Source organism: Luteibacter sp. SVR4-7G (assembly GCF_056755555.1).
This window is the reverse complement of sequence record NZ_JBPGXO010000006.1, coordinates 26105-40740: the sequence shown is the minus strand read 5'-3', so window position 1 is coordinate 40740 and position 14636 is coordinate 26105. Positions and strand designations below refer to the sequence as shown.

The following is a 14636-nucleotide window of genomic DNA, read 5'->3' as shown; positions in this document are numbered from 1 at the left end:
GGAATGAAAGACATCGGGCCAGTATAGCGGGCCCTGCCAACTGTTGTGGGGAGCGGGTACGCCTAATGGGCGCGCAACTCGCGCAGGCGAAAACCCAGAGCGAACAGGGTAGCGAGATAGGCGCCGCCGCCCGCGCCGACGAGCACGGCCAGCCGCCATACCCTCTCCCACTTCTCGACGCCGCTCCAGTCCGGCCACACGTACAGACCGGCCAGCAGAACCGCCACCATCACGCCGCACGACACCGCAAGGCGGACGAGGTGGCGTGCCCAGCCCGGCTGCCGCGTATAGACACCGGCTTTGCCGAGCCATCGCCAGAGCAGGTAGAGGTTGAGGTAGCTGGCCACCGCACTCGCCATGCCGAGGGCCATGTGCAGGCCCGGGATCGTCGCGAGCGCTTCCATCCACGAACCGGCCTTCTGCGCGGGACTGGCCCAGAGGAAGAACAGCAGGGCCAGGAAGGCCACATTGAAGACCATGTTCGCCACCAGCGACGCCACGCCCGCGCGCACCGGGGTTTTCGTGTCCTTGCGCGAGTAGAAGGCCGGCAGGACCACCTTCACCAGCGCGAAGGCCGGCAGGCCGAAACTGAGGGCCGAGATGGAAAGCGAGGCCATCTTCGTGTCAAAGGCGGTGAAGCGGCCATGCTGGAAGATCGTCGCCACGAGCGGCACCGACAGGATCATCAGCGCGAACATCGCCGGCACGGCGATCAGCAGGGTGGTGCGCAGGCCCCAATCGAGGGCGCGGGAGAAGCCTTCCCTGTCCGTGGCCACGTGGTGGCGCGACAGCGACGGCAGGATCACCGTGCCGAGGGCCACGCCAAACACGCCCAGCGGCAGCTCGAGGAAACGGTCGGCCTGCGACAGCCAGCTCTGCGAGCCCGCGATCAGCAACGAGGCGATCACCGTGTCCAGCAGCAGGTTGATCTGGGCCACCGAGGAGCCGAACAGGGTCGGCACCATGAGGGTCATGATCCGGCGCACGTCCGGCGAGCTCCAGCCCCAGCGCGGCAAGGCCAGCAGGTCCAGACTGCGCAGCGTGGGCAGCTGGAAAGCGAGCTGCAGCACGCCGGCGAGGAGGATCGCCCAGCCCATCGCCATGATCGGCGTATGCAGACGCGGCGCCAGCCACAGCGCACCGGCGATCATGCACAGGTTGAGGATCACCGGCGTGAGCGCCGGAAGGCCGAAACGGTGGAAGCTGTTGAGCGCGCCCCCGCACAGGGCGGTGAGCGACACGAACAGCAGGAACGGGAAGGTCAGCCGCAGCAGGTCCACGGTGAGCCCGAACTTGTCCGGCGTCTCGATGGCGCCCGGCGAGAACAACGCCGTGACCTGCGGCGCGAAGATCACGCCCAGCGCCACCACCACCGTGAGGACCCCGCCCAGGGTGCCGGACGTGAGCGACATCAGCCGTTTCAGGTCGGCGTGCGGCCGGGTTTCCTTGACCTCGGTGAAGACGGGCACGAAGGCGGTGGAGAACGAGCCCTCGGCGAACAGCCGGCGCATGAAGTTCGGGATGCGGAACGCCACCCAGAACGCGTCGGTGGCGGCATTGGCGCCGAAGGAAGCGTTGATCGCCATGTCCCGTACCAGCCCGAGCACGCGCGAAACCATGGTCATGCCGCTGAAGCTGAGCACGCCGCGAAGGAGACTGGGGGTTTTCATCCGGTGGAGGGCTGCCTTGGGACGGTCCGAACGGCCCCGGGGGCCGCCGCAAACCCCTAGTTTGACAGCCGGGCCCGGGCGGAGGACAGTCCATCCCCTGGAAATCTGCGGGCGATGCCGCCCTCCCCCGCCCCGGACCCGCTCGCGCGGGGCCTAAGCTATTGACGCGACCCGTCTTTGGCTCCAAAATGGGCGTCTTTTTTAAAACCAACCGAACTCTGGAGCTTTACCTTGGCCAACATCAAGTCCGCGAAGAAGCGTGCGCGTCAGTCGGAGCAGCGCCGTCTGCGCAACGTCAGCGCGCGTTCCATGGTGCGTTCCGCACTGAAGAAGGTCGTCAAGGCGATCGACGCCAAGGATAAGGCCGGCGCCGTCAGCGCCTACGCCGTCGCCGTGCCGGTGATGGACCGTTACGCTGCCCGTGGCCTCATCCACAAGAACAAGGCCGCTCGTCACAAGAGCCGCCTGAACGCGAAGATCCGCGACCTGGCATAAGCCTGCGCGACATCGCCGTTCACGAAAAAGCCGGCTTACGCCGGCTTTTTTGTTACCTTCCAAAATCCGGCTGGCTCACACCGGCTTTTTTGTTACCTTCCAAAATCCGGCTGGCTCACACCGGCTTTTTTTGTTGCCTTGTAGGAGCGCGCCTTGCGCGCGACATCTTTTCGCGAAGAGCTACAGGCCCTGTTGCTCCCGGCCCCAAAAGCTGTCGCGCGCAGGGCGCGCTCCTACAGGTCCCGCCAGCCGGTCCAAGCCGAGGCTTATTCGCCGCGCATGCGCACGTCGTCCACCGCTTCGGCATGCTCGCGCCGCGCCGCGCGCTCCGCGTCGAAGAACTGCTGCACCTTGAGGCAGACGTCCCAGGTACCGACCTGGCCCGCGGCAGAGACGAGGAACCACGGGCCCGTCCATTCCAGACGGGCCACGATATCGTCCACCACCCGCTTCAGCTCGTCCTCGTCATCGATGACGTCGGACTTGTTGATCACCAGCCAGCGCGGGCGGTCGACCAGCTCGGTGTCGAACTGCTGCAGCTCGTGCTCGATGGCACGCACCTGCTCCACCGGGTCGGACCCGTCGATGGGCCGGATGTCGACCACGTGCAGCAGCAGGCTGGTGCGCGAGACATGGCGAAGGAACTGGATGCCCAGGCCCGCGCCCTCGGCAGCACCCTCGATGATGCCGGGGATGTCGGCGATCACGAAGCTCTGGTCGGTACCGATGCGGACCACGCCCAGGTTTGGATGCAGCGTGGTGAAGGGGTAATCCGCCACACGCGGCGTCGCCGCCGACACGGCACGGATGAAGGTGCTCTTGCCGGCATTCGGGAAGCCGAGCAAGCCCACGTCGGCCAGCAGGCGCAGTTCGAGCTTCAGGTCGCGCACTTCGCCCGGCGTACCCGGCGTGGACTTGCGTGGCGCGCGGTTCACCGAGCTCTTGAAATGGATGTTGCCGAGCCCCCCGCGCCCACCCTGCGCCACCTTCAGGCGCTGGCCGTGCGCGGTCAGGTCGCCGATCACCTCGTCGGTATCGACATTGGTGACCACCGTGCCCACGGGCACGCGGACCTCGATGTCCTCACCGCCCTTGCCGTACATCTGGCTGCCCATGCCGCCTTGCCCGCGCGGCGCCTTGAACGAGCGCATGTGGCGGAAGTCGACCAGCGTATTGAGGCCTTCGTCCGCCACCAGCCACACGGAACCGCCGCTGCCACCGTCACCGCCGTCGGGGCCGCCGAACGGGATGAACTTCTCGCGGCGGAAGCTCACGCAGCCATTGCCGCCGTCACCGGCCGAGACTCTGATTTGCGCTTCGTCGACGAATTTCATGGGATAGAACCTGGATGGAAGAGACGGCCTTACAAACGAAAAGCCCCGCCTATGGCGGGGCCTTCGCTATCGCGTCGAGTGAGGCTTACGCCTGGACGACGTCGACGAACTTGCGCCCCTTGTCGCCGCGGGTCTTGAACGACACGGTGCCGTCGACCAGCGCGAACAGGGTGTGGTCGCGGCCGAGGCCGACGCCCACGCCGGCGTGGAACTTGGTGCCACGCTGGCGAACGATGATGTTACCGGCTTCGACAGCCTGGCCACCGTAGATCTTCACGCCGAGGTACTTCGGGTTCGAATCGCGGCCGTTGCGGCTGGAACCTACGCCTTTTTTATGTGCCATGACTTATATCCTCCGGCGACTCAGGCGTTGATGCCCGTGATCTCGATTTCGGTGTAATGCTGACGGTGTCCCTGCGTGCGCTTGTAGTGCTTGCGACGACGGAACTTGACGATGCGAATCTTATCGGCGCGGCCGTGGGCGCGGACCTTCGCGCTGACGGTGGCACCGGCGACCAGCGGGGCGCCAACGGTGATCGACTCACCTTCGCCGACGAGGAGGACCTGGTCGAACTGGACGGTGGAATCGACTTCGGCGTTGAGCAGCTCGACGCGCAGGACTTCGCCTGCCATCACGCGATACTGCTTGCCACCGGTCTTGATGACTGCGTAGCTCATGGGAATTTCCTGTTGCTGATTATGTAGTTCTTTTTGGGTGTTGCGGGTGTTGCGGGTGTTGCGAATCGCGAATTATAGCGGGGCGCAAAAGGCAAGGTCAATCAGGCGGTTAAGTGAGAAGCGGGGCGGTTGGGGACGTTCCGGCCGACGGCATAATTTCGTTCTTTGACAATGACTTGTAGGAGCGCGCCTTGCGCGCGACATGTTTTGAGGCCGTGGCTCCAGGCTGGCGCGCCAGGTTGGGAACCTGGGCGAAAAGATGTCGCGCGCGGGGCGCGCTCCTACAGGTGGGCCTATTTCTTCGGCGTCGGAGCCGGGGCGGGCTTGGCGGTGGCCGGGGCCGTCGCCGGGCACTGGCCCTGCTGGTTCAGCGTGCCCTGGCTCTGCAGCTGGGAGATCATCTGCTTGCCGCGCTCCTGGCCCCATTGCTTGCCGATCTGCATGCCCTCGGCCATCGTGGCGGGCATCTGCGTGATCACCTTCTGGCCCAGGGGCGAGCGGTAGAACTTGAGCAGGCCGTCGATGTCCTCGGCGGTGAAATGCTTCTGGTAGACCGGGACCATGCGGCCGATCAGCTGGTTGGTGGCGTTCGCGTCCACGAAGCCCTGCCAGTAGCTGGCCGGCACGCAAGGCAGCGCGTTCTGCATCACGCCCGCCATCTGGCTGTTCATCTGGCTGAGCATGCGGCCCATGCCCACGGCATCCATCAGCTGGCGCACCTGCTGCTCGGACGGCACGGCCGCCAGGGCCTGCCCCGCACAACCCGCCAGCACGAGGCCGGCGGCGATCCCTGTCCACTTACGCATGCGTGTCTTCCTCTTCGGATGATTGGCTGTGATCCCCCCTGGGGAGCCGGGCCATGGTAGCGCCGCCGGAGCCCTTGTCGTAACCCTCATAACAAATGTGATGAACCGTCAAAAGTCGACGCCAAATGAAGGCTCAAAACCCTTGGTATAGTCAGCGGCTTCCCCCACTTACGTCGGCACATGGACAGCATTCGCATCCGCGGCGCCCGCACGCACAATCTCAAGAATATCGACCTCGACCTGCCCCGCGATCGCCTGATCGTGATCACGGGACTGTCCGGGTCCGGTAAATCCTCGTTGGCTTTCGACACCATCTATGCCGAAGGCCAGCGTCGCTACGTCGAGTCCTTGTCGGCCTACGCCCGGCAATTCCTCTCGATGATGGAAAAGCCGGACGTGGACACGATCGAAGGCCTCTCGCCGGCCATCTCGATCGAACAGAAGTCGACGTCGCATAACCCCCGCTCCACCGTCGGTACGATCACCGAGGTGTACGACTACCTGCGCCTGCTCTATGCGCGCGTCGGCACGCCCCGCTGTCCGAACCACGGCATCGCGCTCGAGGCCCAGACGGTCAGCCAGATGGTGGACACCGCGCTGGCCCTGGATGCCGACAAGCGCTGGATGCTCCTGGCTCCGGTGATCCGCGAGCGCAAGGGCGAGCATGTGCAGGTCTTCGACCAGCTGCGCGCCCAGGGCTTCGTCCGCGCCCGCGTGGATGGCGAGGTGTACGACCTCGACGCCGTGCCGCCGCTCACGCTGCGCCAGAAACACACCATCGAAGCGGTGATCGACCGCTTCCGTCCGCGCGAGGACATCAAGCAGCGGCTCGCCGAATCCTTTGAGACGGCATTGCGCCTCGGCGACGGCATTGTGATCCTGGTCGACATGGACGATGCCAAGGCGCAGGAACAGCTGTTCTCCTCGCGCTATTCCTGCCCGATGTGCGACTACTCGCTGCCGGAGCTGGAACCGCGCCTGTTCTCGTTCAATTCCCCGGTGGGCGCCTGCCCCACCTGCGACGGCCTGGGCATCACCCAGGTATTCGATCCCGCGCGCGTCGTGGGCCATCCCGAGCTCAGCCTCGCGGGCGGCGCGATTCGCGGCTGGGACCGTCGCAATCCGTACTACTACCAGATGGTGGTTTCGCTGGCGAAGCACTATGGCTTCGATCCGGAGACGCCCTGGCGTGAGCTCCCGAAGTCCGTGCAGAACGCGGTCCTCAACGGCTCCGGCCGTGAACTGATTCCGTTCCGCTACATCACGGAGCGCGGCGGCAAGGTCACCCGCGAGCACAAGTTCGAAGGCATCCTGCCGAACCTGGAACGCCGTTATCGCGAGACCGAATCCGCCGCCGTGCGCGAAGAGCTGTCCCGCTACATCGCGGACCATCCCTGCCCGGAGTGCGGAGGCCAGCGCCTGAACCCGTCGGCGCGCAACGTCTTCGTGGCCGACCGGGCCATCCCGGAGATCACCTCGCTCGCGATCGACAATGCCCTCGCGTTCTTCGAAAAGCTGAAGCTTCCGGGCTGGCGCGGCGAGATCGCGGTGAAGATCGTGAAGGAGATCCGCGAACGGCTCACCTTCTTGAACGACGTAGGCCTCAACTACCTCACGCTCGACCGCCAGGCGGATTCGCTGTCCGGCGGCGAGGCGCAGCGCATCCGCCTGGCCAGCCAGATCGGCGCGGGCCTCGTGGGCGTGATGTACGTGCTCGACGAGCCGTCGATCGGCCTGCACCAGCGCGACAACGAACGCCTGCTCGGCACGCTCACCCGCCTGCGCGACCTAGGCAATACGGTCATCGTGGTGGAACACGACGAGGACGCCATCCGCGCGGCGGACCACATCCTGGACATCGGCCCCGGCGCGGGCGTGCACGGCGGCCACATCGTCGCCGAGGGCACGCTCGAGCAGGTGCTGGCGTCGCCGGCATCGGTCACGGCCAAGTACCTCAGCGGCGAGCGCGGCATCCAGGTGCCGGAGAAGCGCCGCCAGGCCCGCGACGACCAGTGGATCGAACTCAAGGGCGCCAGCGGCAACAACCTCAAGGACGTGGACGTGCGCATCCCGGTGGGCACCTTCACCTGCGTGACCGGCGTTTCCGGTTCCGGCAAGTCCACCCTCATCAACGACACGTTCTACCGCCTGGCCGCGATGGAGCTCAATGGCGCGGGCGAGCAGCCGGCGCCGTACGAATCGATTGAAGGCCTGGAGCTGTTCGACAAGGTCGTGGACATCGACCAGTCGCCCATCGGCCGCACGCCGCGCTCGAATCCGGCCACGTATACCGGCCTGTTCACGCCGTTGCGCGAGCTGTACGCGCAGGTGCCCGAATCGCGCCAGCGCGGCTACACGCCGGGCCGCTTCAGCTTCAACGTGCGTGGCGGACGCTGCGAGGCCTGCGAAGGCGACGGCATGATCAAGGTGGAGATGCACTTCCTCCCGGACGTGTACGTGCCCTGTGACGTCTGCCACGGCAAGCGCTACAACCGCGAAACGCTCGAAGTGATGTACAAGGGCCACACCATCGCCGACGTGCTCGACATGACGGTGGAAGACGCGTTCAAGCTGTTCGAGAACGTGCCGGTGATCGCGCGCAAGCTCGAAACGCTGCGTGCGGTGGGCCTGGATTACATCAAGCTGGGCCAGAGCGCCACCACGCTCTCGGGCGGCGAGGCGCAGCGCGTCAAGCTCTCCAAGGAGCTTTCCAAGCGCGACACGGGCAGCACGCTGTACATCCTCGACGAGCCCACCACCGGCCTGCATTTCCACGACATCGAGCAGCTGCTCGACGTGCTTCACCAGCTGGTGGACCACGGCAACACCGTGGTCGTGATCGAGCACAACCTGGACGTGATCAAGACGGCCGACTGGCTGATCGACCTCGGTCCCGAGGGCGGCGCCGGCGGTGGACGCATCCTCGTCAGCGGCACGCCGGAAACGGTGGCCGCGACCAAGACCTCGCATACCGGCCGTTTCCTGCTGCCCCACCTGAAGCCCGCCAGACCTGTCGCGAAGGCCGCGCCGGCCAAGGCGGCTCCGAAGAAAGCGGCCGCGAAGAAGGCCGCGCCAGCAAAGAAGAAGAAAACCGCATGAGCACCGAAGCTTCGCTGACGCCGTCCCCTGTTCCGCTGTTCATCACGCCGATGGACGTGCGCTGGCAGGACCTCGACGCGTACAACCACGTCAACAACGCCAACTACCTCGTCTATCTGCAGGAAGCGCGGTTGCAGTGGCTGAAGGACGTCCCGGGCGACTGGTACACCCCGGAGGCGGCGCCGGTGATGGCGCATAGCGAACTGAATTACCGGCTGCCCATCGAATGGCCGGCCGATATCCAGATCGAGCTGTTCGTCAACCGCATCGGCAACAGCTCGATGACCATCGGCCATCGCATCCTCGACAGCAACGATCCCACGCGGATCCACTGCGACGGCAGCATCACGATGGTATGGATCGACACCCGCAGCGGCCGCCCGGTGCCGCTGCCGCAGGCGATACGCGACGCGGTGGCGGAAGCCGAACGCGCCTGAGCGGCCCTGGCGCGCCTGAGGGGCCCTGGTAGGAGCGCGCCTCGCGCGCGACAGCCTTTCGCGCCGGTTCCCAGGCTGGCGCGCCAGCTCCAGGGCACGGCCTCAAAAGATGTCGCGCGCAAGGCGCGCTCCTACAGAAAAGCGAACGGCGTCGCACGACGTCGCAAAAGATCGCGAACGTTCAGTCCGCCCCGGTATGATCCGCGAGGGTCACCACGGAGAGCACCATGCTGCAACGTTCACTCGTCCTCGCGATCGCCTGCGCCGTCGCCCTCCCCGCCTTCGCCGACGGTGAGCGCCCTGCGCTCACGCTGTATCGCGCCGACGGCGACCAGTTGTTCTCCACCGGCGGCGATGCCGTCTCCGGCGACGGCTATGCCGTCGTCCACGAACGCCGGGCCTTCGACCTCAAGGGCGGCACCCAGGACCTCTCCATCGACGGACTGCCCGCCGCGCTCGACAGCGAGGCGCTCTCCCTGCGTTTTCCCGGCAAGGAAACCCGCGTGGTCTCGCAGCGCCTCCTGCTCGGCCAGGGCTTCGACGGCGCCGTGGCGGGCCTGGTAGGTCACGACGTCAGCGTGATCGGCGAGAACGGCCAGGCCTTCGTCAGCGGCACCCTGGTACGCGGCGGCGACGCGCTCGTCGTCCGCGACGCGAACGGCCAGGCCACCCTCGTGCGCCAGTACGCCGCGCTGCGTGCCAAGGACAGCGCGGACTTCGCCCGCGGCTCCACCTTGCAGGTGCGCGTCGCCGGCAAGGACGCCGGGCATGCGAACGCCCAGCTCGACTACCCCACCTCCGGCCTTGGCTGGCGTGGCGCCTATGTCGCCACCCTCCAGCCCGGCAACGCCTGCCGTATGAGCTTCGATGCCGCCGCCAGCGTCGCCAACCGCAGCGGTCGCGACTGGAAGGACGTGACCCTGAAGCTGGTGGCCGGCGAAGCGCGCCGCGCCAAGATGCCGCCGCAGCCGAAGATGTTCGATCGCGGCATGGTGGCCATGGCCGCCGCGGCGCCGCCGCCGATTCCCGCCCAGGCCACGCTGGGCGACCTTCGCACCTACACCTTGCCCGCCGCCGTCGATTTGCCGGACGGCAGCGTCACGCAAACACCGCTGTACGATCGGCGCATGCTCGACTGCGAGCGCGAGGCCTTGTACGACTCGCAGGCCGGTGGCTGGTTCCCGCCGCGCCCGAACCTGGAACGGCAGACGATTCCTCCTGCCAACGGCGTGCCGATCGTCTCGAACCTGCGCTTCAAGGCCTTCGACAGCCTGCCCGCGGGCTACGTGCGCGTGCTCACCACCGACCGTGACGGCAATGCCGAACTGCTCGGTGAAGGCCGCATCGAAGATACGCCGAAGAACCAGGACAGCATGGTATCGCTCGGCAACGCCTTCGACCTCACTGCGGCACGCGAGCAGACGGCCTTCACCGCGGACGCCGATGCGCACCGTATCGATGAAGCATTCCGCATCGTGCTCTCGAATGCTGGTGACACCGCCCGCACGATCACCGTGCACGAACACCCGAACCGCTGGCGCGCCTGGAAGGTGACGTCGTCTTCGGTGAAACCGTCGAAGGTCTCGCCGGAGCTGCTGGAGTTCAAGGTGGCGGTTCCCGCCAACGGCAGCGCCACGCTGGACTACGCGGTGCAGTACACCTGGGTGGACGCGGACCTGCCGAGGTAGAAAACAAGCGCCATAATCGGTCAAACCACAGACGGATCCACGACCATGCTCGATATCCTCCCGCACGACGGCGGCATCCATGAAATCCGCATGGCGCGGGCGCCGGTGAACGCGTTCGACATCGGCCTGCTGCAGGCACTGCGCGAAGCCATCGTGGGCGCACCGTCGAACGGTGCCCGCGGCATTGTGATTTCCGGCGCGCAGGGCATGTTCTCTGCCGGCGTCGACGTGCCGGCCCTTATCCAGCGCGACCGCGACGGCGTAAAGGAATTCTGGGACGAATTCTTCGCCCTTTGTGGCGCCATCGCCACCTCGAGCGTACCGACCGTCGCCGCCATCACCGGCCACAGTCCGGCCGGCGGCGCCGTGGTGTCGCTGTTCTGCGACTACCGGATCATGGCCCACGGCGTGTACAAGATCGGGCTCAACGAAGTGCAGGTCGGACTTTCGGTGCCGGAGCCGATCCAGTTCGCCATGCGCCGCATTGTCGGCGCCTACCGCGCCGAGCGCCTGCTCGTGGCGGGCGCGATGGTCGATGCGGAACAGGCGCACGCGATCGGGCTGGTCGACGAACTGGCCACGGTCGAGCAGGTGGTGACGCGCGCGGTGCTATGGCTCGAGGACCTGCTGAAACTGCCGCCGAAGGCCATGCTGCGCACGCGCGCCATCGCCCGCGCCGACCTCGTCGCGGTCTGGGGCGACACCACCAACCTGCTCGATCCCGGGTTCATCGACGACTTCTTCGCCGAGGAAACCCAGACGGTGCTGAAAGCCCTCGTCGCCCGGCTGAAGTCGAAGCAGGCAGGCTAAGCGAATCCGCGGATGCCTGCGACGCCCTGCGCCGCGTGCATCCGCGCTTCCGCGACGTCCTGCGGGCCCAGCCCGCCCAGCGCGTAGACCGGCAAAGACGCGGCCTCGGCCAGCCGGGCGAAGCGCGGCCAGCCAAGCGGTTCCGCATCCGGATGGCTCGCCGTCGCGAGCACCGGCGAAAGCGTGGCGACATCGCATCCGAGGCGACAGGCACGCTCGAGCTCGCCGGCATCGTGACAGGACGCGGCGACCGTGACGGAAAGCGGCAGCGGCCGTTGCGCCAGTTCGCCCAGTTGCGCCGCAGCCAGATGCACCCCCGTCCCCAGCGTCAGCGCACCCTCGATATCGCGGCTGAGCAGGAGCTGGCCACCGCAGCGGCGAACCTCGGGGAGCACCTGCGCGGCCAGCGCACGGACCGTCTCGACCGGCAAGCCTGGGAGACGCAGCTGCAGCAAGCGCTCGCCCCGCGCCAGCGCCGCCACGACCCAGGCCGCGGCCTCGTCGGGGGAAGCCCCCGGCGGGGAGATCGCGTAATGGCTCGGCAAACGCAACGCCGCGAGAATCGGCCGGTCGGCCGGTGCCAGCAGGGCCGGATCGATGCCGTCCGGTTCATGCCAGGCGATTGCCGCCGCATCGAGCGCCGCGGGCTCGCCGGTCCACGCACGCACGAGCATGGCTTCCAGCAACATGTCGCGCTCGGCGTATCGCCAGGGCACCCGGATCAGCGGCTCGAAGGAAGCCGGATCGACCACGATGCCAAGCTCCTCGTCCAGCTCGCGCTCCAGCGCGGCGACACCTGTTTCGCCCGGCTCGCGTTTCCCGCCCGGGAATTCCCACATGCCCGCCAGGTGCTTGCCTGGCGGGCGCTGCGCGATGAGGATCCGTCCGTTGCCGTCGACGAGGACGCCGGCGACCACGTGCATCAGCGGGCCGGGCGGTTGTGGTGTTCGCGTTCCACGGCATGGTTACGCACGTATTCGACCATGTCGAACGCGTACGGGTGCTCCTTGTCTGCCTTGTGGCGCACGCGCGAGACCTCGGTCCAGTCCTTGAAGTCGATGCCCGGGAAGAACACGTCGGCGCCTTCCACGGCCGCGTAGACCCAGGTCAGATAAAGCGTGCTGGCAAGCGGCAAGGCCTCGCGGAAGACTTCGCCCCCGCCGATCACCATGAGGCCGGTATGCCCGCAGCTGGCCTGTGCCTCCTGGATCGAGCGGACGGTGATCTGCCCGGCATACGGCGCCTCGCCCTTTCGGGTCAGCACGTAGTTGTCGCGATCCGGCAACGGCTTGCCGATCGACTCCGCCGTCTTCCGGCCCATCAGCACGGCCCTGTCCTTGGTGAGCTTCTTGAAATATTTCAGGTCGTCCGGAAGATGCCAGGGCAGGCCGCCCTTTTTGCCTATGGCAAAGTTTTCGTCGAGCGCGGCAACCAGGTGAACAGCCATGGAACTTCCTTCGCGTGAGTTGTAACGGTCGGGCACGCACGGCCCTGCGGGGCAAATAGTAGTCCTCTGCGTGTGAGGACGGAACCGAACGCATGTTCCTGAGGACACCCCTCATGGGTGCCGCGGGAGACGCGCAGGGTTTCCGCCGGCCTAAGGACGCTGCCAGAACCGGGTCAACGGTGGCTGCAAACCCGTCACCGGATCCGTGTCCGGGAACGGCAGGGTCCTGATGCGTTCCCGCATCGCGGCGTCCGGCGCCTCGCGGCATATGTCCCATTCCTGGCCGTCCGGATAGGCGCCCACCATCAGGAAATCCTTCGATGCCGCGAGGCAGCGGTGCCCGGTCCCGGCGGGAAGCAGGAGGACGTCGCCGCGGGCGACCGTCACTTCCTCGCCGCCGGGACCGCCGAGGACCAGCGTGGCCGAGCCTCCGCTGCATCCCAGGACCTCGTGTGCAGTCGAATGGTAATGGTGATAGTCGTACACGCCGTCGCGCCAGCGCGGCATCCATCCGTGGCCGGCGAACAGTTCCTCGAACGCCGAAGCCACGTCGCCCTCCACCACCGGCACGCCGCGATAGTGCAACACCGGCAGGCGTGGATGGTTCGGTACCCAGTCGTGAGGCGGCAGGAGCAGGCTTTCAGGGGTCATTCGTTCGTCTCCGGTGCGGCGTCGGAGCGATGGTGCGTCCGGCGGCGTGGATGCGGAGTCATCGGCCGGGATCGTATCCTCCAAGACGCGCCCGCGGTTTGCCTGTGTCATCCACGAACGGACGAGCGGTCTTACCCATCCAGGAACGATGCATTCTCACTGCTCCGCCCGACGGCGGGAGCCGGCCGAGGGGCAATGTCATGTCGTCAGATTCCGCGGCCAGTCGCTGGCCATGCCTGGCCGCCATCGCACTGGCAGCCGCGTTTCAATTCATGCTCCCGCCGCCTGCAAGCGGCGCGGCCCTTCCGGCGCCCGCCGCCGCGGCACCGGCGAAAGAAGACGAGTCGATAAGGCCGTTTCCCAAGATCCACGTATCCGACGAGGCCCTCAACGAACTGCGCCGCCGGATCGCCGCCACGAAGTGGCCTTCCAGGGAGACCGTGGGCGACACGTCGCAAGGCGTGCAACTGGCGACCATGCGCAAGCTGGCGGACTACTGGCAGTCCGATTACGACTGGCGGAAGCTCGAGGCCAGGTTGAACGCGCTGCCGCAGTTCGTGACCCGCATCGATGGCGTTGATATCCATTTCATCCATGTCCGCTCGAAGAACAGGAACGCGCTGCCCATCATCATCACCCACGGCTGGCCCGGCTCGATCGTCGAACAGTTGAAGGTGATCGAGCCGCTCGCCGATCCGGCAGCGCACGGCGGCACGGCAGCGGACGCTTTCGACGTCGTGATCCCGTCCCTGCCGGGGTATGGCTATTCCGGCAAGCCCACCGCCACCGGATGGGACCCCCAGCACATCGCGCGCGCGTGGATCGTGTTGATGAAGCGGCTTGGCTACAAGCATTTCGTCGCCCAGGGCGGCGACTGGGGCGATGCCGTATCGGAGCAGATGGCAGTCATCGCGCCGCCGGAGCTCCTGGCGATCCATACGAACATGCCCGCGACCGTTCCCGACGACATCGCCAAGGCACTGTCCGCCGGCGGCCCGCCACCGGAGGGCCTGTCTGCCGACGAGCGCAAGGCTTACGAACAACTCGATTTCTTCTACAAGCACGGGCTCGGTTACGCCCAGGAAATGACCCATAAGCCGCAGACGCTCTACGCACTCGAGGACTCGCCGATCGGGCTGGCCGCGTGGATGCTGGATCACGACATCCGAAGCTACGAACTCATTGCGCGTGTATTCGACGGGAAACAGGAAGGACTGTCCCGCGACGACATCCTGGACAACGTGACGCTGTACTGGCTGACGAACACGGCGGTGTCTTCCGCGCGCCTCTATTGGGAGAACAAGCTGGCGTTCTTCGAACCGAAGCACCTCACGATTCCGGTAGCGGTGAGCGTCTTTCCGGACGAGATCTACGCCGCGCCCAGGAGCTGGACCGAAAAGGCGTTCCCCAAGCTCATCCACTACAACCGCCTTCCGAAAGGCGGGCATTTCGCGGCATGGGAACAGCCGGATGCGTTCGTCGACGAACTGCGCACCTCGTTCAGGTCCGTACGCCCGTAGC

The 14636-nt window shown here is 66.5% G+C and carries 14 protein-coding genes; 6 read left to right on the top strand and 8 right to left on the bottom strand.

Annotation, left to right across the window (positions count from 1 at the left end; translation table 11 throughout):
- Positions 1–62: 62 nt before the first annotated feature.
- Entirely contained in the window at positions 63–1670 is a 1608-nt protein-coding gene (gene murJ, locus ACR9ZH_RS03765) for a murein biosynthesis integral membrane protein MurJ (RefSeq protein ID WP_481289417.1), read from the bottom strand.
- A gap of 231 nt (positions 1671–1901) precedes the next feature.
- Between murJ and rpsT the strand changes: the two genes are divergently transcribed.
- On the top strand, positions 1902–2165 hold the full coding sequence (gene rpsT, locus ACR9ZH_RS03760) for a 30S ribosomal protein S20 (RefSeq protein ID WP_072321609.1): 264 nt from the start codon (positions 1902–1904) through the stop codon (positions 2163–2165).
- A 266-nt stretch (positions 2166–2431) separates the two neighbouring features.
- Here the strand turns inward: rpsT and cgtA are convergent, their stop codons facing one another.
- The 4 genes from cgtA to ACR9ZH_RS03740 all read right to left on the bottom strand — a co-directional run bounded on the left by cgtA (position 2432) and on the right by ACR9ZH_RS03740 (position 4983).
- Entirely contained in the window at positions 2432–3499 is a 1068-nt protein-coding gene (cgtA, locus tag ACR9ZH_RS03755) for an Obg family GTPase CgtA (protein ID WP_481289416.1), read from the bottom strand.
- Positions 3500–3584: 85 nt separating this feature from the next.
- Entirely contained in the window at positions 3585–3842 is a 258-nt protein-coding gene (rpmA, locus tag ACR9ZH_RS03750) for a 50S ribosomal protein L27 (RefSeq protein ID WP_072321611.1), read from the bottom strand.
- Between the two features lie 20 nt (positions 3843–3862).
- Positions 3863–4177, bottom strand: a complete 315-nt coding sequence (rplU, locus tag ACR9ZH_RS03745) for a 50S ribosomal protein L21 (protein ID WP_166699220.1) — start codon at positions 4175–4177, stop codon at positions 3863–3865.
- Between the two features lie 293 nt (positions 4178–4470).
- On the bottom strand, positions 4471–4983 hold the full coding sequence (locus tag ACR9ZH_RS03740) for a DUF2059 domain-containing protein (protein ID WP_481289415.1): 513 nt from the start codon (positions 4981–4983) through the stop codon (positions 4471–4473).
- A 180-nt stretch (positions 4984–5163) separates the two neighbouring features.
- On the opposite strand from ACR9ZH_RS03740, the gene uvrA reads away from it, so the two are divergent.
- From uvrA to ACR9ZH_RS03720, 4 genes are all read left to right on the top strand, one after another.
- Entirely contained in the window at positions 5164–8082 is a 2919-nt protein-coding gene (uvrA, locus tag ACR9ZH_RS03735; protein WP_481289414.1) for an excinuclease ABC subunit UvrA, read from the top strand.
- Positions 8079–8519, top strand: a complete 441-nt coding sequence (locus ACR9ZH_RS03730) for an acyl-CoA thioesterase (protein ID WP_481289413.1) — start codon at positions 8079–8081, stop codon at positions 8517–8519. The genes uvrA and ACR9ZH_RS03730 overlap by 4 nt, the downstream gene beginning before the upstream one ends.
- A gap of 227 nt (positions 8520–8746) precedes the next feature.
- Positions 8747–10207, top strand: a complete 1461-nt coding sequence (locus tag ACR9ZH_RS03725; RefSeq protein ID WP_481289412.1) for a DUF4139 domain-containing protein — start codon at positions 8747–8749, stop codon at positions 10205–10207.
- A gap of 45 nt (positions 10208–10252) precedes the next feature.
- Positions 10253–11017 (top strand): enoyl-CoA hydratase/isomerase family protein, encoded by a 765-nt coding sequence (locus ACR9ZH_RS03720; RefSeq protein ID WP_481289411.1) that lies wholly within the window; start codon positions 10253–10255, stop codon positions 11015–11017.
- Here ACR9ZH_RS03720 and ACR9ZH_RS03715 read toward each other — a convergent pair.
- The 3 genes from ACR9ZH_RS03715 to ACR9ZH_RS03705 all read right to left on the bottom strand — a co-directional run bounded on the left by ACR9ZH_RS03715 (position 11014) and on the right by ACR9ZH_RS03705 (position 13115).
- On the bottom strand, positions 11014–11940 hold the full coding sequence (locus ACR9ZH_RS03715; RefSeq protein WP_481289410.1) for a Nudix family hydrolase: 927 nt from the start codon (positions 11938–11940) through the stop codon (positions 11014–11016). The genes ACR9ZH_RS03720 and ACR9ZH_RS03715 overlap by 4 nt on opposite strands.
- Positions 11940–12464, bottom strand: a complete 525-nt coding sequence (locus ACR9ZH_RS03710; protein WP_481289409.1) for a dihydrofolate reductase — start codon at positions 12462–12464, stop codon at positions 11940–11942. Before ACR9ZH_RS03710 ends, ACR9ZH_RS03715 begins: the two co-directional genes overlap by 1 nt.
- A 150-nt stretch (positions 12465–12614) precedes the next feature.
- Complete coding sequence (locus ACR9ZH_RS03705; RefSeq protein ID WP_481289408.1) at positions 12615–13115, bottom strand: cupin; 501 nt, start codon at positions 13113–13115, stop codon at positions 12615–12617.
- Positions 13116–13315: 200 nt separating this feature from the next.
- On the opposite strand from ACR9ZH_RS03705, the gene ACR9ZH_RS03700 reads away from it, so the two are divergent.
- The gene (locus tag ACR9ZH_RS03700) at positions 13316–14635 is read left to right on the top strand and encodes an epoxide hydrolase family protein (RefSeq protein WP_481289407.1); all 1320 of its coding nucleotides are present in this window, start codon (positions 13316–13318) and stop codon (positions 14633–14635) included.
- Position 14636: the final 1 nt, after the last annotated feature.

Excerpts from the sequence above, each read along its gene's own strand:
- uvrA (WP_481289414.1), top strand. The coding sequence starts at position 5,164 with ATGGACAGCATTCGCATCCGCGGCGCCCGCACGCACAATCTCAAGAAT.
- ACR9ZH_RS03700 (WP_481289407.1), top strand. The coding sequence starts at position 13,316 with ATGTCGTCAGATTCCGCGGCCAGTCGCTGGCCATGCCTGGCCGCCATC.
- cgtA (WP_481289416.1), bottom strand. The coding sequence starts at position 3,499 with ATGAAATTCGTCGACGAAGCGCAAATCAGAGTCTCGGCCGGTGACGGC.
- ACR9ZH_RS03715 (WP_481289410.1), bottom strand. The coding sequence starts at position 11,940 with ATGCACGTGGTCGCCGGCGTCCTCGTCGACGGCAACGGACGGATCCTC.
- ACR9ZH_RS03740 (WP_481289415.1), bottom strand. The coding sequence starts at position 4,983 with ATGCGTAAGTGGACAGGGATCGCCGCCGGCCTCGTGCTGGCGGGTTGT.
- rplU (WP_166699220.1), bottom strand. The coding sequence starts at position 4,177 with ATGAGCTACGCAGTCATCAAGACCGGTGGCAAGCAGTATCGCGTGATG.
- murJ (WP_481289417.1), bottom strand. The coding sequence starts at position 1,670 with ATGAAAACCCCCAGTCTCCTTCGCGGCGTGCTCAGCTTCAGCGGCATG.
- ACR9ZH_RS03730 (WP_481289413.1), top strand. The coding sequence starts at position 8,079 with ATGAGCACCGAAGCTTCGCTGACGCCGTCCCCTGTTCCGCTGTTCATC.
- ACR9ZH_RS03710 (WP_481289409.1), bottom strand. The coding sequence starts at position 12,464 with ATGGCTGTTCACCTGGTTGCCGCGCTCGACGAAAACTTTGCCATAGGC.
- rpmA (WP_072321611.1), bottom strand. The coding sequence starts at position 3,842 with ATGGCACATAAAAAAGGCGTAGGTTCCAGCCGCAACGGCCGCGATTCG.
- ACR9ZH_RS03705 (WP_481289408.1), bottom strand. The coding sequence starts at position 13,115 with ATGACCCCTGAAAGCCTGCTCCTGCCGCCTCACGACTGGGTACCGAAC.
- ACR9ZH_RS03720 (WP_481289411.1), top strand. The coding sequence starts at position 10,253 with ATGCTCGATATCCTCCCGCACGACGGCGGCATCCATGAAATCCGCATG.
- ACR9ZH_RS03725 (WP_481289412.1), top strand. The coding sequence starts at position 8,747 with ATGCTGCAACGTTCACTCGTCCTCGCGATCGCCTGCGCCGTCGCCCTC.